The organism is Kitasatospora sp. NPDC003701, from assembly GCF_053587085.1.
The window spans coordinates 1-19,437 of sequence record NZ_JBSFNM010000002.1; the positions used below are offsets into that span (position 1 = coordinate 1).

The 19,437-nt window shown below is 73.7% G+C and carries 19 protein-coding genes and 1 pseudogene; 12 read left to right on the forward strand and 8 right to left on the reverse strand.

Annotated features, from left to right (window positions below; translation table 11 throughout):
- Positions 1–136: 136 nt before the first annotated feature.
- Both ACWDRR_RS02125 and ACWDRR_RS02130 read right to left on the reverse strand, forming a co-directional pair.
- On the reverse strand, positions 137–2,386 hold the full coding sequence (locus tag ACWDRR_RS02125) for a SpoIIE family protein phosphatase (protein ID WP_449770257.1): 2,250 nt from the start codon (positions 2,384–2,386) through the stop codon (positions 137–139).
- A 453-nt stretch (positions 2,387–2,839) separates the two neighbouring features.
- Positions 2,840–3,373 (reverse strand): ATP-binding protein, encoded by a 534-nt coding sequence (locus ACWDRR_RS02130; RefSeq protein ID WP_449770258.1) that lies wholly within the window; start codon positions 3,371–3,373, stop codon positions 2,840–2,842.
- Between the two features lie 335 nt (positions 3,374–3,708).
- Here ACWDRR_RS02130 and ACWDRR_RS02135 point away from each other — a divergent pair, with 335 nt between their 5' ends.
- The 5 genes and pseudogenes from ACWDRR_RS02135 (at position 3,709) to ACWDRR_RS02155 (ending at position 8,318) form a co-directional block, all read left to right on the forward strand.
- A complete protein-coding gene (locus ACWDRR_RS02135; protein ID WP_449770259.1) occupies positions 3,709–4,419 on the forward strand; it encodes an urease subunit gamma in 711 nt (236 codons plus the stop codon).
- Positions 4,413–6,119, forward strand: a complete 1,707-nt coding sequence (locus ACWDRR_RS02140; RefSeq protein WP_449770522.1) for an urease subunit alpha — start codon at positions 4,413–4,415, stop codon at positions 6,117–6,119. Before ACWDRR_RS02135 ends, ACWDRR_RS02140 begins: the two co-directional genes overlap by 7 nt.
- A 32-nt stretch (positions 6,120–6,151) precedes the next feature.
- Positions 6,152–7,195 carry an agmatine deiminase family protein gene (locus tag ACWDRR_RS02145; protein ID WP_449770260.1) on the forward strand — a complete coding sequence of 348 codons (1,044 nt, stop codon included), beginning with the start codon at positions 6,152–6,154 and terminating at the stop codon, positions 7,193–7,195.
- Positions 7,196–7,700: 505 nt separating this feature from the next.
- A pseudogene (locus ACWDRR_RS02150) lies at positions 7,701–7,868 on the forward strand (GntR family transcriptional regulator); the annotation flags it as partial.
- Between the two features lie 54 nt (positions 7,869–7,922).
- Complete coding sequence (locus ACWDRR_RS02155) at positions 7,923–8,318, forward strand: UTRA domain-containing protein (RefSeq protein WP_449770523.1); 396 nt, start codon at positions 7,923–7,925, stop codon at positions 8,316–8,318.
- 40 nt (positions 8,319–8,358) lie between these two features.
- Here the strand turns inward: ACWDRR_RS02155 and ACWDRR_RS02160 are convergent, their stop codons facing one another.
- Both ACWDRR_RS02160 and ACWDRR_RS02165 read right to left on the reverse strand, forming a co-directional pair.
- Entirely contained in the window at positions 8,359–8,574 is a 216-nt protein-coding gene (locus ACWDRR_RS02160; protein ID WP_449770261.1) for a hypothetical protein, read from the reverse strand.
- The gene (locus tag ACWDRR_RS02165; protein ID WP_449770262.1) at positions 8,571–8,756 is read right to left on the reverse strand and encodes a hypothetical protein; all 186 of its coding nucleotides are present in this window, start codon (positions 8,754–8,756) and stop codon (positions 8,571–8,573) included. Before ACWDRR_RS02165 ends, ACWDRR_RS02160 begins: the two co-directional genes overlap by 4 nt.
- A gap of 207 nt (positions 8,757–8,963) precedes the next feature.
- On the opposite strand from ACWDRR_RS02165, the gene ACWDRR_RS02170 reads away from it, so the two are divergent.
- Positions 8,964–10,232 carry a transcriptional regulator gene (locus ACWDRR_RS02170; protein WP_449770263.1) on the forward strand — a complete coding sequence of 423 codons (1,269 nt, stop codon included), beginning with the start codon at positions 8,964–8,966 and terminating at the stop codon, positions 10,230–10,232.
- Here ACWDRR_RS02170 and ACWDRR_RS02175 read toward each other — a convergent pair.
- Positions 10,213–10,875 (reverse strand): HAD family hydrolase, encoded by a 663-nt coding sequence (locus ACWDRR_RS02175; RefSeq protein WP_449770264.1) that lies wholly within the window; start codon positions 10,873–10,875, stop codon positions 10,213–10,215. The two genes, ACWDRR_RS02170 and ACWDRR_RS02175, sit on opposite strands and share 20 nt — an antisense overlap.
- 42 nt (positions 10,876–10,917) lie before the next feature.
- Entirely contained in the window at positions 10,918–11,424 is a 507-nt protein-coding gene (locus tag ACWDRR_RS02180; RefSeq protein ID WP_449770265.1) for a helix-turn-helix domain-containing protein, read from the reverse strand.
- On the opposite strand from ACWDRR_RS02180, the gene ACWDRR_RS02185 reads away from it, so the two are divergent.
- The 3 genes from ACWDRR_RS02185 to ACWDRR_RS02195 all read left to right on the forward strand — a co-directional run bounded on the left by ACWDRR_RS02185 (position 11,414) and on the right by ACWDRR_RS02195 (position 12,985).
- Positions 11,414–11,617, forward strand: a complete 204-nt coding sequence (locus tag ACWDRR_RS02185) for a transposase (protein WP_449770266.1) — start codon at positions 11,414–11,416, stop codon at positions 11,615–11,617. The genes ACWDRR_RS02180 and ACWDRR_RS02185 overlap by 11 nt on opposite strands.
- A 19-nt stretch (positions 11,618–11,636) precedes the next feature.
- Positions 11,637–11,837 carry a hypothetical protein gene (locus ACWDRR_RS02190; RefSeq protein ID WP_449770267.1) on the forward strand — a complete coding sequence of 67 codons (201 nt, stop codon included), beginning with the start codon at positions 11,637–11,639 and terminating at the stop codon, positions 11,835–11,837.
- Positions 11,838–12,328: 491 nt separating this feature from the next.
- Positions 12,329–12,985, forward strand: coding sequence for a TetR family transcriptional regulator C-terminal domain-containing protein (locus ACWDRR_RS02195; protein ID WP_449770268.1), 657 nt, complete (start codon positions 12,329–12,331; stop codon positions 12,983–12,985).
- 21 nt (positions 12,986–13,006) lie between these two features.
- Here the strand turns inward: ACWDRR_RS02195 and ACWDRR_RS02200 are convergent, their stop codons facing one another.
- Entirely contained in the window at positions 13,007–14,602 is a 1,596-nt protein-coding gene (locus ACWDRR_RS02200; RefSeq protein WP_449770269.1) for a protein phosphatase 2C domain-containing protein, read from the reverse strand.
- Between the two features lie 342 nt (positions 14,603–14,944).
- Between ACWDRR_RS02200 and ACWDRR_RS02205 the strand changes: the two genes are divergently transcribed.
- From ACWDRR_RS02205 to ACWDRR_RS02215, 3 genes are all read left to right on the forward strand, one after another.
- Positions 14,945–15,442, forward strand: coding sequence for a hypothetical protein (locus ACWDRR_RS02205; RefSeq protein WP_449770270.1), 498 nt, complete (start codon positions 14,945–14,947; stop codon positions 15,440–15,442).
- Positions 15,443–15,575: 133 nt separating this feature from the next.
- Positions 15,576–16,241, forward strand: coding sequence for a DUF3105 domain-containing protein (locus ACWDRR_RS02210; RefSeq protein WP_449770271.1), 666 nt, complete (start codon positions 15,576–15,578; stop codon positions 16,239–16,241).
- 101 nt (positions 16,242–16,342) lie between these two features.
- Positions 16,343–16,957, forward strand: coding sequence for a DUF305 domain-containing protein (locus ACWDRR_RS02215; RefSeq protein WP_449770524.1), 615 nt, complete (start codon positions 16,343–16,345; stop codon positions 16,955–16,957).
- 98 nt (positions 16,958–17,055) lie between these two features.
- On the opposite strand, the gene ACWDRR_RS02220 is transcribed toward ACWDRR_RS02215, so the two are convergent.
- Positions 17,056–19,266, reverse strand: coding sequence for an MMPL family transporter (locus tag ACWDRR_RS02220; RefSeq protein ID WP_449770272.1), 2,211 nt, complete (start codon positions 19,264–19,266; stop codon positions 17,056–17,058).
- Positions 19,267–19,437: the final 171 nt, after the last annotated feature.

The following is a 19,437-nucleotide window of genomic DNA, read 5'->3' on the forward strand; positions in this document are numbered from 1 at the left end:
AACCCCTGGTCCACCAGGGCCTTCTTCACGGTGCCACCGGCGCCTGCTGCGACCTTGTCGAGCAGGGCCGTGCCGAAGGCGTTGTCGTGGACGGACCGACACCGGTCGGACCCACCGCAGGACCGCCGCCGACCGGTCAGGCCGCCGGCGTGGCGGTGAGCTCGAACCACATCCGTTTGCCCGAGCCGCGCGGCTCCACGCCCCAGCCGTCCGCCAGCGCCTCGACCAGCATCAGCCCGCGCCCGGAGGAGGCCTGCTCCCCCGGCGTCCGGCGGGTCGGCCAGAGGTCGGACTCGTCCTCCACCTCGACCCGCAGCCGGGCCCGGCCGCCGTCCGCCACCGACTCGCGGTAGAGCCGGGCGGTGAACATGGCGTCCCGGTCGGTGTGCCGGATCGCGTTGGTGACCAGCTCGGAGGCGAGCAGCTCGGCGGTGTCCACCAGCTCGGCCACGCCCCAGCGGCGCAGCGCGTCGCGCAGCTCGGCCCGCACCTCGGAGATCCGGGCGAGGTCGGCCTGCCCGATCCGGCGGCGCAGCTGCTGGGCGGCCAGGCCGCCCTCCGGCCCGTCCCAGCGCAGCAGCAGGAGCGCTATGTCGTCCTCGCGCTCGCTGGAGTCGGCGACCTGGGAGGAGATCCGGTCGGCCAGCTCCTCCAGCGGGTCGACCCGGCCCTCCTCGCGGTCGGCGAGCGGTCCGGCGAGCACCTCGGTCAGCCGGGCGATGCCGTCGTCGAGGTCCATGCCGCGCGCCTCGACCAGGCCGTCGGTGCAGAGCAGCACCGTCTCGCCCGGGTCCAGGCTGAACCGGGTGACCCGGTACTCCTCGTCCGGGGCGATGCCCAGCGGCAGGCCGCCGGCGACCTGGACCACGGCGGCGGTGCCGTCGGCCCGGCGGACCACCGGGTCGAGGTGGCCGGCCCGGACGGCGTAGACCACGCCGTAGTCGACGTTGACCTCGGCGTAGGTGCAGGTGGCGAAGTGGTCGGTGTCCAGGTCCGCGAGGAAGCGGGAGGCGCGGGCCATCACGGCCGCCGGCGGGTGGCCCTCGGCCGCGTACGCGCGCAGCGCGATCCGCAGCTGGCCCATGATCCCGGCGGCGTGCACGTCGTGCCCCTGGACGTCGCCGATCACCAGCCCGACGTGCCCGCCGGGCAACGGGACGACGTCGTACCAGTCACCGCCGATCTGCAGACCGGAGCCGGCCGCCAGGTACCGGACGGCGGTGGTCACGCCGGGCACCGACGGCACGGTGCGCGGCAGCATCACCCGCTGCAGGCCGGCCGCCAGCTCGTGCTCGGCGTCGTGCAGCCGGGCCCGGGCCAGCGACTGGGCGACCAGGCCGCCGAGGGTCGACAGCAGGGTGCGCTCGTCGGCGTCCAGCTGGCGGTCGTCGTCGAAGCTGACCAGGCAGACGCCGATCGGCCGGCCGCTGGCGACCAGCGGCAGGAACGCCCAGGAGCTGCGGCCGGTCCGGCTGGTCGGCGTCCACACCTTCGCGTAGCGCTCCAGGAACTCCTCGCGGCTGGCGATGAAGACCGGCGCCCGGTTGCGCAGCGCCTCGGCCGCCGGGTGGTCGGTGGGCAGCACCGAGCGGTCCCAGAAGGAGAGCTCCTCCGGCCGGTAGCCGGAGGCGCCGAGGATCTGCACCCGGCCGGACTCGAAGGAGGCCAGCACCAGCCCGTCCGGCGGCAGCCCGGGCAGCGGGAGCTCGGTGAAGACCCGCGCCACGTCACGGACGGTGACGGCCTCGGAGAGCGCGCGGGCGGCCTCCTTGATGAACCGCGAGCGCTCCTCCCGCAGCAGGGCCATCCGGTCGGCGCGGTCGCGCTTGCGCAGCTCGACGGTGGCGTCCCAGATGAAGCCGACCATCCGCGAGGCCCGGCCGAAGGCGTCCGCGAGGACCCGGCCGCGGAACCGCACGGCGCGCATGGCCCCGCTCGGTCCGACGGTGCGGTAGTAGGCGCCGCACTGGCCGAGCTCGGCGACCGCGCGCTCGACCCGGCGGCGCACCACGGGCGCGTCCTCGGGGTGCAGCAGGGCCAGGAAGGAGGCGGAGGTGCGGTCGAAACGGTCCCGTTCGGCGTTGTCCAGGCCCATGATCGCGCAGGCCCGCTGGTCGCCCTCCAGGACGTCGCGGCGGATGTCCCAGTCGAAGGAGCCGATGCCGTTGGCGGCCATCGCGGGCTCCAGCCAGTCCGGCGTGGAGTCCCCCGAGGCGACGGGCAGGCCACCCGAGAGCATCGGCGCCAGCCGGCCTGCGGCCAGTCCGGGTGCCGTCCGCAGCGCGTGCCTGCGCACCGCCTGGGCGGGTGGTCTCGCCCGCCCCGACCCGGCCGTGGACTGGCCGGGAGGAAGCGCCGGCCCCGGTGACTCGGGCTCAGTGGGCATGCTGCTCCTGCCGCTGCCGTGACGGGCCGCGCCGACTGTCCGGCCTGGCCGCGTGGCAGTGTGAGTGGGTGGTGCTCGATCGGACCGTGCCGCCGGGCGGTTGTCAGTCGAGGTGTGGTCTCCCCGCTGTTTGCCGCACGTGGACACACATTCCCACCATCCTGGCCAATGTTCGGCCGAGCGGCAATGGCACCGGGCCGGGAATATTCGGCTCGGCCTTCGCCCAGGGGTACCGTTCGGCGGCGAACGACCTGGTCCCGCCGGTCCGGGGGTCCGGCCGGCCGGCGTCCGGGGACTGCGCCGAACGGGTGGCGCCGGGGCCACCGGGCGACGGCGGCGACGGCCGGGACGGCGACCGCCGCGCGACGGACGGGTGCGGGACGGGTGCGGGACGACAGGGGCCGCGGGGGCCGCGGGGGCCGCGGAGGATGCGGGACAGGGGACGGGCGGCGATCAGGCGGTGACCAGCTCGAACCAGGTGACCTTGCCGTCCCCGCGCAGCTGCACGCCCCAGGAGTCCGCCAGCGCCTCGACCAGCATCAGCCCGCGCCCCGAGGTGGCGTACTCGGCGTCCGGGTCCCGGCGGCGGCCGGGCAGCCGGGTGACGCCGTCCTGGACCTCGATCCGCAGCCGCAGGTCCGCCGTGAGCACCGCGTCGAAGACCGCGCCCTGACCGGTGTGCAGCAGTGCGTTGGTGACCAGCTCGGAGGAGAGCAGCTCGGCCGTGTCGGCCAGCTCGGGCACCCCCCAGTGGCCGAGCGCGGAGCGCAGCCGCCGCCGGACCGCGCCGACCGCGACCAGATCGGCCGCGTCGACCGCCAGGTGCAGCCGGCGGTGCAGGGCACAGCCCGGCGCCGGAGTGCTCGGCAGCGCCTGGCCCGACGTGCCGGTGACCCCGGACGCACCCGGTGCGCCGCCCTGGGGCCTGGACCGGAAGGCATCCCCCGAGCCCGTCCGCTGCCGCGGGAATCGCGACTGACCGTCCATCACCACATGCCCCCGCCCTCAATCCGGGCACCCGCTGCCGGATCCCCCGCCGGTCGGGTGGCCGCCTCGTTCTGACCACCATCCTCATGCCCAGCTTTCGGCGTTTGGAACAGTGTGCGTCCGATCACCTGGGGTGAAAGGGGCACGGCGCGGTCCTCGTGATCCAACTGCCCGCACCGGACAGGTTTGCGATGCGTACGAGCCGTTTTCGGGCAACGCTGGACAGAGCGCCCGGGTCCGGGTTCAATGACCCGAGACGTTTGAACGCCGTTCTAACTTCATCCCCGGCCCACCGGCACCCACCGGCACCCCCCGGCGACCGCGAGCGAGGAACCGTGCGACTGACCCCCACCGAGCGGGACCGGCTGCTGATCTTCACGGCAGCCGAGCTGGCCCGCGCCCGGCGCGCCCGAGGCGTACGCCTCAACATCCCCGAGGCGCACGCCCTGATCGCCGACACCGTCTGCGAGGCCGCCCGCGACGGCCGGCGCCTCGCCGAGGCCGTCGAGGCCGGCCGCAGCGTGCTCACCGCCGACGACGTGCTCCCCGGCGTCCCGGACGTCGTCACCGTCGTCCAGGTCGAGGCGGTCTTCGACGACGGCACCCGGCTGGCCGTGGTGAACGACCCGTTCAAGGGGGCCGGCTCGCTCGGCGACGACGCCCCCGGCGGCGCGCTGCTCGGCGCCGGCACGGGCTACGACCCGATCGAGGAGACGGTGGTGCTCCCCGTCCACAACACCTCCGAGGTGCCGATCTCGGTCACCTCGCACTTCCACTTCTTCGAGGCCAACCCGCGCCTGGCCTTCGACCGCGCCGCCGCCTACGGCACCCACCTCGCGGTGCCGGCCGGCTCCTCGGTGCGCTTCGACCCGGGCGCCACCGTCGAGGTCGGCCTGGTACCGATCGGCGGCACCCGGGTCGCGATCGGCTTCGCCGGTCTGGTGGACGGCCCGCTGGACGCGCCCGGCGCCAAGGAGGCCGCCCTGGCCAAGGCCCGCGCGACCGGCTACCTGACCGGCTTCGACGACGCCGAGGTGGAATCGTGAGCTCCATCACCCCGCACGACTACATCTCGGTGCACGGCCCGCGCGCCGGGGACCGGGTCCGGCTCGGCGACAGCGGCCTGATCGTCCGGGTCGAGTCCGACTCGCAGGCGCCCGGCGAGGAGTTCCTGGCGGGCTTCGGCAAGACCGCCCGGGACGGCCTGCACCTCAAGGCCGCCGCCGTCCGCGACACCTGCGACGTGGTGATCAGCAACGTCCTGGTGATCGACGCGGTCCAGGGCATCCGCAAGACCTCGATCGGCCTGATCGACGGCCGGATCGCCTCCATCGGCCGGGCCGGCAACCCGGACACCCTGGACGGTGTGGACGTGGTCGTCGGCACCGGGACGACGATCGTCTCCGGCGAGGGCATGATCGCCACCGCCGGCGCCGTCGACACCCACGTCCACCTGCTCTCGCCCCGCATCATGGAGGCCTCGCTCGCCTCCGGCGTCACCACGGTCATCGGCCAGGAGTTCGGCCCGGTCTGGGGCGTCGGGGTCAACTCGCCCTGGGCGCTGCGGCACGCCTTCAACGCCTTCGACGCCTGGCCGGTCAACATCGGCTTCCTCGGCCGCGGCTCCTCCTCCGACCCGGCCCCGCTGGTGGAGGCCCTCGCCGAGGGCGGCGCCTCCGGGTTCAAGGTCCACGAGGACATGGGCGCCCACACCCGCGCCCTGGACACCGCCCTGCGCGTCGCCGAGGACCACGACGTCCAGGTCGCCCTGCACACCGACGGCCTCAACGAGTGCCTCTCCGTCGAGGACACCCTCAAGGTCCTCGACGGCCGCACCATCCACGCCTTCCACATCGAGGGCTGCGGCGGCGGGCACGTCCCCAACGTCCTCAAGATGGCCGGCGTCGAGAACGTCATCGGCTCCTCCACCAACCCCACTCTGCCCTTCGGCCGCGACGCCCTCGGCGAACACTTCGGCATGATCGTCTCCGCCCACGACCTCAAGGTCGACCTCCCCGGCGACGCCGCCATGGCCCGCGACCGCATCCGCGCCGGCACCATGGGCGCCGAGGACGTCCTGCACGACCTCGGCGTCATCGGCATCACCTCCTCCGACGCCCAGGGCATGGGCCGCGCCGGCGAGACCGTGCGCCGCACCTTCGCCATGGCCGGCAAGATGAAGGCCGAACTCGGCCCCCTCGACGGCACCGGCTCCTACGGCACCACCGACGGCGGCGACGACAACGAGCGCGTCCTGCGCTACATCGCCAAACTCACCATCAACCCCGCCATCGCCCACGGCCTGGCCCACGAGGTCGGCTCCATCGAGATCGGCAAACTCGCCGACATCGTCCTGTGGCGCCCCGACCACTTCGGCGCCAAGCCCCAGCTCGTCCTCAAGGCCGGCTTCCCCGCCTACGGCGTCGTCGGCGACCCCAACGCCTCCACCGACCGCTGCGAACCCCTCGTCCTCGGCCCCCAGTTCGGCGCTCACGGCGCCACCGCCGCCGACCTCTCCGTCGCCTTCGTCGCCCGGGCGGCGCTGGACAACGGGGACGCGATGCCGACCAGGCGCCGCCGGGTCGCGGTGCGCGGCACGCGCGGCATCGGCCCGCGCGACATGGTCCGCAACGCCCGCCTCGGCGACGTCCAGGTCACCGAGACCGGCCTGGTCTCGCTGGACGGCTCGCCGCTGCGCTCCGAGCCCGCCGACAGCGTCTCGCTCAGCCGCCTCTACTTCCTCTGACCCGCCCTCACTTTCTCTCCAAGGAACCGAAGATGACCCCCACCCCCGCCTCGCTCGGCTACCGGATGCCCGCCGAATGGCACCCGCACGAGCGCACCTGGATGGCGTTCCCGACCACCAACCCGACCTTCGACAGCCCGGAGCACCTGCACGCCGGGCGCGAGGCCTGGGCCGCGGTGGCCAACACCATCGTCCGGTACGAGCCGGTGACGCTGGTGGTCAACACCGGCGAGACCGAGCAGGCGCGCAAGTACGTCGCCCCCGAGGTCGAGATCGTCGAGCGCCCGCTGGACGACGCCTGGATGCGCGACATCGGCCCGTCCTTCCTGATCGACGGCAAGGGCTCGCTGGCCGCCGCCGACTGGATCTTCAACGGCTGGGGCGCGCAGTCCTGGGCCCGCTGGGACAACGACCAGCACATCGCCGAGCACATCAGCGAGTTGACGGGTGTTCAGCGCTTCGCCTCCCGCCTGATCAACGAGGGCGGCGGCATCCACGTCGACGGCGAGGGCACCGTGCTCGTCACCGACACCGTGCAGCTCGGCGAGGGGCGCAACTCCGACTGGACCCGCGAGGAGGTCGAGGCCGAGCTGCACGCCCACCTCGGCACCACCAAGGCGATCTGGCTGCCGCGCGGACTCACCCGCGACTACGACGAGTTCGGCACCCGCGGCCACATCGACATCGTCGCCTCCTTCGTCCGCCCCGGCGTCGTGGTCGCCCACGTCCAGCCGGACCCGGCCCACCCCGACCACCAGGTCTGCCAGGAGCTGGTGGCGATCCTGCGCGCCTCCACCGACGCCCGGGGCCGGCAGCTGGAGGTCATCGAACTGCCCGCCCCCACCGTCCTGCTGGACGAGGACGGCGAGCCGGTCGACTACTCCTACATCAACCACTACGTGGCCAACGGCGCCGTGGTGCTCTGCGCCTTCGACGACCCGCGCGACCAGGAGGCCGCCGCCGTCCTCGGCCGCGCCTACCCCGGCCGCACGGTCGAACTCGTCGACGCCCGCGAGATCTTCGCCAACGGCGGCGGCATCCACTGCATCACCCAGCAGCAGCCGAAGGCCGCATAAGTTGCGAGGCCAGGGCCGCTGACCTGCGGACAAGCCGTCCAGCTGGATGCTGGAAGCTGGCAGGAGATAGCAGATGCACCCGTAGATCATCTCCCACTCTCTCCCACTTGATCTTGCTTGAAAGAGCCGGAGTCGAGCTGCCGCACCCTCTTGGGGGTGCCTGGTTTCAGCTCGACTCCGGCCGTCTGTGTTTACGGGGACTCCACTCCGCCCCGCCCACTCGGTCACCACAAACGGAATCAATGCGTCCACATAATCGAACACATGATCTACCACCGTTCGTCTGCATGCAATGGCTTACCCTTCCGGCCCCCTTCGTCCACTTCGTGACCACGCCCTGCAACGTGCACGGATCCATCAGCAGAGCGGGCGGCACACTGATCGTCCGAGGTCAGCGCCCTCATGACTACACCTTGGCGCCCAAGATTCCGACATATCCCCAGCATGACGAGATGGCCGTTGCACAACGGTTCACGCTCGGTAACCGAACCTCGCAGGGATGCACATGCCGCCGGTCGCGCCGTATCAGTACGTCGCCTCTGAGATCCGCCGGCGCATCACCTCCGGCCTATGGCCACCCGGGCATCAACTGCCGTCGCGTGCGCGACTTGCTGCCGAACTCGGCGTATCGGATGCGGCCGCCCGCCTTGGCATGGCCGCCCTACGACGCACCGGCGAGCTCGAAGGGACCCAGCGCACCAGGCTCTGGGTGGCGCATCCTCCCGCTGTGCGCACACTTCTCGACTCAGACCGGGACTGGCCATTCCTCCTCGGCGAGGGCGCGCTCGGCAGCTGCCGGGCAGACGCCGACCTCGCCAGCCGGCTCGGCGTGGCCCCGCGGTCCCGGCTGCGCTGGCGCCGGGAGGAGTGCCTCGACCCGGACTCCCGACCCAGCCACCTCATCACCACCTGGTGGGTGGGCGAGAGGCAGGAACGCTGGGCTCGGGCCGTAGCCGAGGCGAGCCTCCACCAGGTCACCCCAGACGAGGGCGACCAGCTCGGCCTGCCCAGTGGGGTCCCGGCGTGGCTGATCCAGCGCACCCGGTACAGCAGCACCGGCCGACCGGTCGAGACCGCGGACATGGTCCTCCCTGCTGACCGGTGGCGGGTGCGACTGCGGTAGCCCTGGCCGGCGGCACCGCCGTACAGCCGGCCAGGGAGCATCAGGCCCAGATGTCGCCGGGCTCGCGGGCCGGCCGAGACTCGGCCGCGGGCGCGGTCGCCAGGCGGCAGCCCCGGTGCTCGGTGATCCAGTCCGTGAGGCTGGTCCGGATGCCGTCGTACGTGCCAACCCCGTAGTCGTCGCAGTCGCGGCAGTAGCCGCTCGACCCGGTCTCGGCCTCGGGCTGCTCGGGCGATGAGATGGTGCGGTCGCTCACGGGTCCTCCTCGGGGGCGGTAGAGCGGCAGGCGGGGTGTGCGACGACCGCCCAGCCGTGTCCAGGCAGGTCGGGCAAGTCGACGTGGCCGGCGTCGATCAGCTCGCCGTCCTCGCCCTCGCAGCCAACGCAGGCGCGGCCGTCGCGTTGGGCCCGGGTGAACGGCGTCGGTGCTGGGCGCACGGCGGCGTCCCCTACTCTCGGTAGGTTGGTGGCGCCGGTCGGCGACAGGAGTAATCGTCGTCCCCTGAGCGGACGTCCTGAAGGCCTTACAGAGGACTCTTTCAGGACTCTTTGAGGACTTAGTGTCCGAGCATCCGCGCGAGCAGTCCCCCAAGAGGCCCGTCACGCCGTAGGGTTGAGACACCATCGGCACCCGCGGAGGACACCGTGCCCAACCTCGCGCTGAAGGCGGCCCGCCAGTCAGCCGGCTACCCCAGCCAGCAGGCGCTCGCCGAGGCCCTCAGCACCGCCGCCCGCCACCTCGGCCTGCCAGGGATCGTCGTCAGCGTCCGCCAAGTCCGGCGCTGGGAATCCGATACCCCGCCTTGGCCGCAAGAGGACTACCAGCGGCTTCTCACCCACGTACTTCGCCAGCCTGTTGAGGACCTCGGGCTCCGACCGCCATGGGACCGAACTGTCCGTCCCTCAGCGGCCGCGAACACCCTGGCGCCGGCGACCTCGACGTCGCCCACCGCATTGCGCGGCGCGCTCCCTCGACCGGCAGGCCGGGCGGTCCAGCCCGGTACGGTCGGCGCCGACTACGCGATAGTCACCGAAGCGCACCGCCGGCTCTACCTCTCCGTCGGCCCCGCGGTCCTTCACCGCGCCGTCGCCGAGCATGCCAGCCTCGGCACCGCGCTCCTCGGCGAAACCTCCGGGATCGTGCGACGCGTCCTGGCCTCGGCGCTTGGCGAGAGCCTCCTACTGCTCGGCCGGATCGAGTTCTTCGACCTGCGGCAGCCCGACGCCGCAGACGCCACGCTCGTCCGCGCGCTCCAGGCGGCCAGCGAGGCAGACGACAGCCTGCTCGGCGCGGCCATCCTCGCTCACAGCGCTTTCGTCCCAGGCTGGGACGGCCGGCTACCCGAGGCCCGCGAGCGGATTCAGGCCGCCCGCACCTACGCCCGCCGTGCACCGGCCGTGGCGGTCGAGGTGCTGGCATGGCTCGACGCTGTCGAGGCCGAATGCCTGACTCGTTGCGGCGACCACCGCGGGGCGCTCGCCCTGCTCCGCCATGCAGAGGACGTGCTCGCGGCAGGCGGCAGCATGCCGGCGCCCGACTGGTTCACCTGGTTCTCGCGAGTCAGGCTGCATGCCTTCCGCGGCAACACGGAGCTGTTGGCCGGCCTGATCCCGCAGGCACGAACCACCCTGGAGCAGACGCTCGCCGAGCTGCCAGAGACCGACGGCAAACAGCGCACCGTCGTGCTCGCGGACCTGGCCGCCGTCGAGGCTGCCGCGCGGCGCCCTGACGAAGCGTGCGCTCTGCTGGAGCAGGCGCTCGACCAGCTGGACATCACCTGGTACGCGACTGGCGCGGAGCGTGTCCGCGATGCCCGGCGGGCGCTCGCCCCTTGGCAGGAGTCGGCGGCCGTCCGGCGCGTGGACGACCGCCTCTACTCGTGGGCCGCGACGCTCAGCTCGCTGCAGCGTTAGCCTTCGCGATCAGCTCCGGCAGCTCCGCGAGGGAGTCGATCCGGAACGTCGCCTGCTCGGCGGCCAGGTCGTGCTGCTGGATCCAGCCCCATGGGCCGCGCCGGATCAGCGCCGTCTGCATCCCCGCCGCCCGGGCGGGGAGCACGTCGTTATCGAGACGGTCACCGACGTACAGGATCTCGGCCGGTTCAGCCGGGACCACCTCGGCGACCCGGCGGAAGAACTCGGGGTCCGGCTTGCTCGCGCCCCAGTCGTCCGAGGTGCCGATCAGGTCGACGTCAGCGGTGAACAGCTCGCGGAGGATCCCCCCGGCGCGGACCGTCTGGTTGCCCGCGATGGCCAGCCACAGGCCGTCGGCCCGGAGCTGGGCCAGCGCCGGCCGGACGTCCGGGTAGAGGTCCTCCTCACCGAAGGTCTCCGGCAGACCGGCGGCGGCGCGCTTCTCGCGCTCCTCGTACAGGTCGAAGCCCGGCCGGAAGATCTGGAACGTCTGCCTGTAGTCCTCGCCCTGGGCGATCGTCGCACCGAAGGCCGAGACGAAGGTATGCCTCGGCACGTTCAGCCAGTCCGCCCAGGTGCCGTACTCCCGGGTCTCGTCCACGAGGCACTCGCCAACATCGAACACGACAGCAGTGATCGTCATCCTCGCAGCCTAGCGGTGGGAGGACGTCCCGTTCAGGTCCTCTCATGCGATGGCGACAAGCCCGTCAGTCGCCGTCGTCGACGCGCTCGCCCGGTGCCAGCCCCATGCGCGTCGGGTGCCGCATCGAGCATCGCGTCCTGCTCCTCGACCGTCGTGCGGTCCTGGTCGTAGCACTCCCAGCTGCAGCCGGAGCGAGTGCTCGGCCGGGCGCAGCAGGCCGGCCTCGACGCGGCTGATCGCGGACGCCGAGTAGCCGCACGCCAGGCCCAGCTGGGCCTGGGTCATCCGCTGTGCACACCGGGCGGCCCTGATGACCGTCCCGAGCTGACGCTGATGCACGGTTCCGCCCTTCGGCTGCACGGGCTGTCCACCGTATCGACCCGACGGCGCCCACAGGCAGGGCGTGCACGGGGTGTGCGGGGCACGCACACGGCGTGCGAGAGCACCCCGATGCCATCCCACAGCCGGGCCTCCGCCCGGTTCGCTGGTGATGCCCGGCCGGCGCACCTCTGCCACTCCACACCGAGGAGACGACGCCATGAGCGCCATCCCGCTCGACAAGCCCCGCACCGGGGCCCGGCCCGCCGAGAAGCACCCCGCCACCACCCCGGCAGCCAGTACCCTGCTGGAGCGGGCCCGCGAGCCGGACGCCCGCACCTGCCCGGTCTGCGGATCGGGCGCCACCTACCAGACCATGGACGGCCGATGGGGCTGCACCTCCTGCGGCTCCACCTGGGCCTGAGACCCCCGGGGAGGACCCGATGGTGACGTGTGCGCAGTGCGCCGCTCCTGCGGTGATCGAGGACCTCGACGCGCAGCCGCCGGCGCCGTGGTGCCTCGGATGCGCGACCACCCTCGTGCGCGCCGGGGACCCCGTGGTCAACTACCGCCCCCTCGGCGGCAAGGACGAGTACGCACGCGTCCTCGCCGGCGGCAGCACGGCGGTACTGCCCTTCCGCTGAGCACGACGAAGCGCCCCGCCCGGAAGTTCGGGCGGGGCGTGGTCGCCCGGTGGTCGTCCGTCCGGGCAGCAGTAGGCGTGCAGTCCTGTGATCACCGCCGTGCGTCGAATGCCTTCACGGGTGTCGGAACTCCTGACTGGATGCGCCGAGTTCTGCCGACCGGGCAAGCCTCGTCATTCGGCATCACCGTTGCGGTGACGGGTCGTGCGGGTGGCGGCCGAGGTCGTCGGTGGTGAGGCCGTGGGTGCTGTGCATGGCGATCGAGGTGCAGGTGGACCGCCGGGCCGGTCACGCAGTCGGCCAGGGCGATGAGTGCGGCCGCGGGCCACCCCCTCAGGTCGGGGTCGTCCGAATAACCGCGCGGCATTCGGCACGTACCCGCAGCGGTGGGGTGTCGAGCCCGTCGGTCTCCCGCTCCGTGGCCCTTCGGGCACGGCCAGTATCGTGGGACCGGAGCGGCGCAGCCGCCGCAGCACGGAGGAGAGCAGCACATGGCGGACGCCCGCCCGCGCCGGCCGGCGCGCCCCCGCGAGGAGGTCTTCGCCACCGCGCGGGCCGCCATCGCCGAGCACGGGCTCGCCAAGCTCACCATGGCGGGGCTCGGGAAGCAGCTGCAGATGAGCGCCGGGCACCTGCTCTACTACTTCGGCAGCAAGGACCAGCTGCTGCTGGAGACGCTGCGCTGGAGCGAGGAGCAGCTCGGGGCCCGCCGCAGCGCCGCCCTGACCGACGGCGGGCGGGACGTCTGGGAGCGGCTGGCCGACTACACCCGGCTCTACCTGCCCGAGGGCCCGGGCGATCCGCGCTGGATCCTCTGGGTGGAGGTGTGGGGGCGCTCCCCCGCCAGCGAGGAGCTCCGGCAGGGGCAGTTGGAGATCGAGGCGCCCTGGGACGCCGACCTCGTCGCCCTGCTCGACGAAGGGGCGGCCTCCGGTTCCTTCACCGCGGGAGCGGCGGGAGCGGCGGAACCTTCCGGCGCAGCTGCAGCTGATCAACCCGGCGACGCCGCCACCGAGCGCGCCGCCCAGATCCGCGCCCTGCTGGACGGTCTCGCCGTGCCGCTCGCGCTCGGCCTGCCCGGCGCGCGCCGCACGAGGGCGCTGCACCTCGCGGAATCGGCCTGCCGGACCTTGCTGGCGCCCGCCTGAGGACACCGCCCGGCGGGCCCGTCACTCCGTCCAGATCGCGGCCGCCGTGCGGTCGTCGGCATAGCCCTTGGCGCGGACCTGCACCTGGCGCAGGAAGTCCACGGTGCCCGGCGGGTGCGGGTGCGCCCAGTGGGCGGCCAGGAAGTGCGCGACGGCCGGCTCGTCGGCGATCGGCCGGGCCAGGCCCGGGGTGCAGAGCAGCAGGATGTCGCCCGGGGTCGCCGGGACCATCCGGAAGCGGAACGGGCGCGGGTCCGGCACCGGGCCGTCCGGCACCGGCGGTTGCCCGTCCGGGTGGTGCAGCAGTCGAGCCGCGTAGGCGTCGATCCAGTGACCGGAGCGCAGCAGGTACAGCCCGCCCGGGCCGACCCCGAAGGCCGCCCGGTAGGAGGCCACCGGGTCGAGCGAGAGCAGCAGGCAGTGCAGCGAGGCGGGGGCGGCCGGGTCGTCGCCCGCCACCCGGGGGGTGAGGGCGCGCAGCGGGGCGGCGGCGGCCGTGACCAGCCGCTGGAGGCCGTAGCGGAGGCGGTCCCGCGCACCGTCGCGCAGGTCGGCGGCGAGACCGGCCCGGCTGCGGCCGATCGCGGCGGCGAGCTGGCGGCAGGACTCGGCGGCGGCGGTCGCCATCGCCTCGGGGGTGGCCCCGGCGTCGGCGAGGGCCTCGGAGGCACCCGCGCCGGTGCGGTCGAAGCCGCCGAGGGCGGCGAGCAGCAGGCCGTCCGCGCCCTCGCCGAACCTGGTCACCAGCAGGGCGTCCCGGCGGGGCTCGCCGCGGTAGCGGGCGGAGTCGCCGCGGACCGAGACGGCTCGCAGGGTCGCGGTGGCGTACTGGGCCCCCTCCAGGACGGTGTCCGGCACGACGGCGCCGAGCGAGCCCGGGTCCGCCTCCGGCACGGCGGTCGGCTCGGGGCCGTAGGTGGGCGGGCGCTCGCCGACGTGCGGGACGGCGGGCCCGGCGTCGGCGAGCACCGACCGGGGTGCGGGGCGGGCCGCGGGCACCGCCGAGGGGGCGGGGGCGGGATCCGGTTCGGGGTCCGGTTCGGGGGCGGGCCCGGGGGCTTCGGACTCCGCGGCGGGCTCGGGTTCGCGTTCGGGTACGGGCTCGGGCTCGGGCTCCGCCACGGCTTCCGGGTCCGGCTCCTTCCGAAGAACGGGCGCCGGCTCGGGCTCGGGCGCCACCACCGGCACCGGCTCCGTCACGGGCTCGGGCTCGGGCTCGGGCGCCGGCACGGGCTCGGGCTCGGCCGCCGCCCAGGCCGGGGCCGGGAACCTGTGCGTCTCCTCCGGCCCGCGCTGCTGCCCGATCACACCGACCGCGGTGTCGAACCAGTCGTCGATGCTGTCCCGCCCCGGGGCCCCGGGCGCCGGCCCGGGCTCCACCGCCGCAGACTCCGCCGCGGGCTCCGCCTCGTCCACCACCGCCTGCTCCGGCTCCGCCCCGCCCGTGCGCTGCTGCCCGATCAGCCCGGCCGCCGTCTCGAACCAGTCGTCGACGCTCTCCTCCCCCGGTACCGCGTCCGGGGTGTCGGGGAGGGTGCCCGCCGGCCCTTCGTAGACCGTTTCCCACCAACCGTCGCCCGGCCGGTGCTGCTGTGCGGGTGCACCCTTTTTGCTCATCTGGCGGCTCCTGGTCGGTCCGTGGTCGCGCCGCCCCCGGCGGGGCCGGACTCGACGTCATTGTCTCCGAGTGCAACGACGCTGTCCGGGTTTCGGCGACAACCGCACACTGATCGGATGATCCCGATCACCGGGTTCGCCCCATGTTTCGCTTCCGTTCCGTCCGTGCTTGCCGGAACTGCCCGGAGCAGGGCGTTTCCGGGGTGTTCGGTAGGTTCGGGCGCCGAAAATGGGGGCCGAGGAGGGGCATCGCTTCACTCGTTCGGCTGATTAAATGTGCGCATGACCGCGTCGGCCCCCAGATCGCCCCGACCGGGGAGGGCCGTACTCGCGGACCGCCCGGTGGGTGCCCTGTGGTTCCTCCTGCTGGTCGGGCTGCTGACGGCGCTCCCGTGCGCGGGCCAGGCCCAGGCGGTCTCGGCGGACCGGTCCGCCCAGGCCGCCGCCGTTCCGGAGAGCACCGTCGTCGGCCCCGTCGCCGCGGCCTCCCCCATGACCGGGGCACCGCGGGCGCCCGGCGTGGAGCGCGCGTCCCGGCAGGCCGGGGCCCCGCGCACCGGCCCGGCCGTCGCGCTGTCCGACCGGTCGCACGCCGAGGAGAAGCGGCACTGGACGTGGTGCTCCGCCGACGGCGAGCCGCCGCATCGCAACAACGGCTGCTCCGGCCACCCGTACTGCGCCCAGGACGCCCAGCTGCCCAACCCGCCGCCGCATCCGCAGCCCGCCGTGACGGCCCGCCCGGAGACCCCCGAGGCCCAGCCCCGGGTGGTGCCCAGCGGGCTCCTGGACGGTCCGCGCCCGGCACCCGACCTGCACGAACTCCAAGTTCACCGGTCCTGAGCGGAACCCACCGCCGGCCCTCCCCCCTGCCCGTCCGAGCGGACGGCGGCCGGGGCGGCGCCGGCGGATCCGCCCCTCCGCCCTCTCATCAGACCGCCGCGCCCCAAGCGCGCGGCGGGGACAAGGACACCTCATGGGTTCCGCCTCGAAGCAGTCCAACAAGCCGAGCGGCAAGCAGGCCGGCCTCGACCGTCGCGCCCGGATAGCCGAGCTGCGCGCCGCCGAGCAGCGCCGCGACCGCCGGAACAAGATCATCGCCTCGGTGGTCGCCGGCACCCTGGTGATCGCCGCGATCGCCACCGGCACCTGGATCGTGATCGACGCCAACCAGGACAAGAAGGCCAAGGAGGCCGCGGCCGCCGCGCCGATCGACGGTGTCCAGACCTTCGGCGACCTGAGCCGCAACCACGTCAAGGAGAAGGTCACCTACCCGCAGACCCCGCCGGTCGGCGGCGACCACAACGCGGTCTGGCTGGACTGCATGGGCCACGTCTACGACCAGCCGGTCGAGAACGAGCGCGCCGTCCACTCGCTGGAGCACGGCGCGGTCTGGGTGACGTACAACGGCAAGGCCACGCCGGAGGACATCACGACCCTCTCCGACAAGGTGAAGGCCACCCCGTACTCGCTGATGAGCCCGTACCCGGACGAGAAGGGCACGATCACCCTCAGCGCCTGGAGCACCCAGCTGGTCGTGGACAGCGCCAAGGACCCCCGGGTGGCCGAGTTCTTCACCAAGTACGTGCAGGGCAAGCAGACGCAGGAGCCGGGCGCGTCCTGCACCATGGGGGCGATGTGACCGCCGACGCGGCGACACCCGACGCGCGGGGCGAGGCCCGGGACGACTCGTCGGACGAGGCACCGCGTCCCGGCCGCCGGCGGCTCTGGTGGCCGGCGGCCCTGGCCGCCGCGCTCGCCCTCGCGCTCGGGGTACCCGCGCTGGTCGCGAGCGGGACGTCGGCCTCCGGCTCGTCCTCGCTGACGGCCCCGGCGGACGACTCGCCCGAGGCGGGGTTCGCCCGCGACATGGCGACCCACCACCAGCAGGCCGTCGACCTGTCGTTCATCGTCCGTGACCGGACCGACGACGCGCCGGTGCGCACCCTCGCCTTCGACATCATCAACACCCAGGCCAACCAGCGCGGGATGATGATGGGCTGGCTCGACCAGTGGGGGCTCCCGCAGCACTCGGCGGCCAAGCCGATGACGTGGATGCGGATGAACCACACCTACGAGGCGCACGACGGCTCGCTGATGCCGGGCATGGCCACCAACGCCCAGCTCGCCAGGCTGGGTTCGCTCAGCGGGCGCGACGCCGAGGTGTACTACCTGCAGCTGATGCTGGAGCACCACAAGGGCGGGGTGGAGATGGCCCAGGGCTACGTCGACCTGGCCAGGAACGAGTCGGAGAAGCGGCTCGCCCAGTCGATGGTGGTCGGGCAGACCTCGGAGATCCAGCTGATCACCGACATGCTCACCGAGCGCGGCGCGGCCCCTGGTGTGCCCGCCTCCTGACCGACCCGCACGAACGGCCGGGGGCGGTGGACGGAAACTCGTCCACCGCCCCCGGCCGTCCTGCTGTCACCGGGCCCGTGCGCCCGGCGGTCCGGGTCTCAGTACGCCCTGACCTGCTCGGGTTCCGGGGCGGGTGCGGCCGCCCGGGGCTGCGGGTGGGCGCCCGCGGCGGGCCGCGGGCGGACCGGCCACCACATGCTCCGGCCGAGGAGGGCCGCCACGGCGGGGACCAGGACCAGCGACAGGACGAGTGCCGAGAGCATGATGCCGAGCGCCATCGCGAAGGCGACCTGTTCGCTCCCCGGGGTCGTGGCGAGCGTGGCGAAGGAGCCGGCCAGCACCAGCCCGGCCGTCGCGACGGCCGGCGTGGTGTGCCGCACCGCGCGGGCCACGGCGGCGCGGGCCGGACCCGGTCGCCGCATCTCCTCCCGGATCCGGTCGGTGATCAGGATGTTGTAGTCGGTGCCCAGGGCCACCACGAACAGGAAGAGCACCAGCGGCAGGGTGAAGCCGACGCCCGGCTCGCCGAGGCCGTGCTGGAACAGCAGCGTGGCGGCGCCGAGGGTGGCGGCGAAGCCGAGCCCGACGGAGAGCATCAGGACGACCGGTGCCAGCAGGCTGCGCAGGAGCATCAGCAGGATCAGCGCGATCAGCGCGGCCGCGACCGGGAACACGATCCTGAGGTCGTGGTCGACGGCGGTCGAGACGTCGGCGAAGATCGCCGCCGTGCCGCCCACGTGGGCCGTCGTCCCGGCGGGCGTGTGCTGGGCGACCGCGGCCCGGATCGGTCCGGCGACCAGGTCGCGGGCCTGCTGGCTCTGCGGGTCCGCGGTCGGGTAGAGGTCGATCCGGGCGGCCCGGTGGTCCTCGTTCAGGACGGTCGGCGCGACCTGGCCCACACCGTCGACCACGGTGAGCGCGCGGGAGAGCTCGTCGAGTCCGGCGGTGGTCAGGGCGGCGCCGTCCGTGCGGGTGACGAAGACGCTCGTCGGGTCGGACACGCCGGCCGGCAGCGCCCGGGAGATCTCGACCGCGGTGGCCGCGGCGGGTGTCCCGTCGCCGGAGCCGCCCCGGCCGTAGTCCATGCGGATGCCGATCAGCCCGGCGGCCAGCGCGGCGAGGACGACGACGGAGGCGGTCAGCATCGTCAGCGGTCGGCGCGTGACCAGTGCGCCGAAGCGGGCCGCCCGGCCTTCGCGGGGCTCGCGGCGCAGGGACTTGGAGGGCCAGAACATCTTGCGCCCGGCGGCCGCGAGCAGCGCCGGCAGCAGGGTGAGGCTGCCGAACAGCATCACCAGGACAGCGACGGCGATCGCGGGGCCCAGCGAGCGGAACTGCCCGAAGGTGGCCAGGCCCAGCGTGGCGAACGCGGCCACGATGGTCAGCGCCGCCGAGGTGATCGCGGTGCCCACCCGGGCGGAGACCTGCGCGGCCGCCTCCCGGGCGGGCTGCTCGGGCCGGGCGCGCAGGTGCTCGCGGTAGCGGAACAGCAGGAACAGCAGGTAGTCGATGCCGATGCCGAGCAGGACCACGTTGATCAGCCCCGGGGTGCCCGCGTCGAGCTTGCGCCCGGTGAGCAGCGCGGCGACCCCGACGGCTCCCACCGCCACGCCGCCGATCATGGTGACCGCGATCAGCGGCAGCACGGCCGCCAGCACGCTGCGGAAGACCAGCACGTTGAGCAGGACGATGAACCCCAGGACGAGGGCGCTCCCGACCTTCGCCGCGGTCTCGTGGGCGTCGGTGGTGTCGACGGTCTCGGCGAGGCCGCCGGTGAAGCCGGTGCGCATCCCCGCCTCGGCGAACTGCGTCCGGGCGGCGTCCCGGAAGGCCCGGTAGACGCCCTGGACGCCCTTGTCCACGGGGTTCCCGATCAGCTGGACGGCGAGCAGTTCGAAGCTCCGGTCGGGCGCCGTCATCGCCGGGGCGACCCGGGGCGTCTGGGAGCGGTCCGGGATCAGGAACTCCGGGCCGTCGTCCTCCCTGGGCATGACCACCCGGCGCTGGGCCAGCTTCGCCGCCTCGGCCCCGATCCGCTGCCGGTCGGCGTCGCCGAGGGCCTTGCCGTCGGACCGGGCGACCAGCACCGTCACCGTGGTGGCGTCGGGGTCCGCCCCGAACCGCTCCTGGGCGATCTGCAGCGCGGCGGCCGAGTCGTAGCTGCGGGGCAGGAAGTCCCCGGTCTGGCTCTGGGTGACCCGGGCGATCAGGGTCGGTCCCAGGCCGATCAGGACGACACCCAGCACCCCCCAGAGGGCGATGATCTTCCACGGGTGTCTGGTGGAGTATCCGGTCAGGGCGCGGATCACGGTGTCCTCCGGCGGACGGGCTCGACTGCGGGCGTCTGCCGGGGGTTCCCGGCCGGTCTCCAGACCATCACCGCGAGGGGTGGGCGGGCGTCGTGGCAACGGATGATCAGGACCGGGGCCCTGGGTCCTTCCCCGCGCCGGGACCAGGACCGTGGTCCTGGTCCCGGCCCC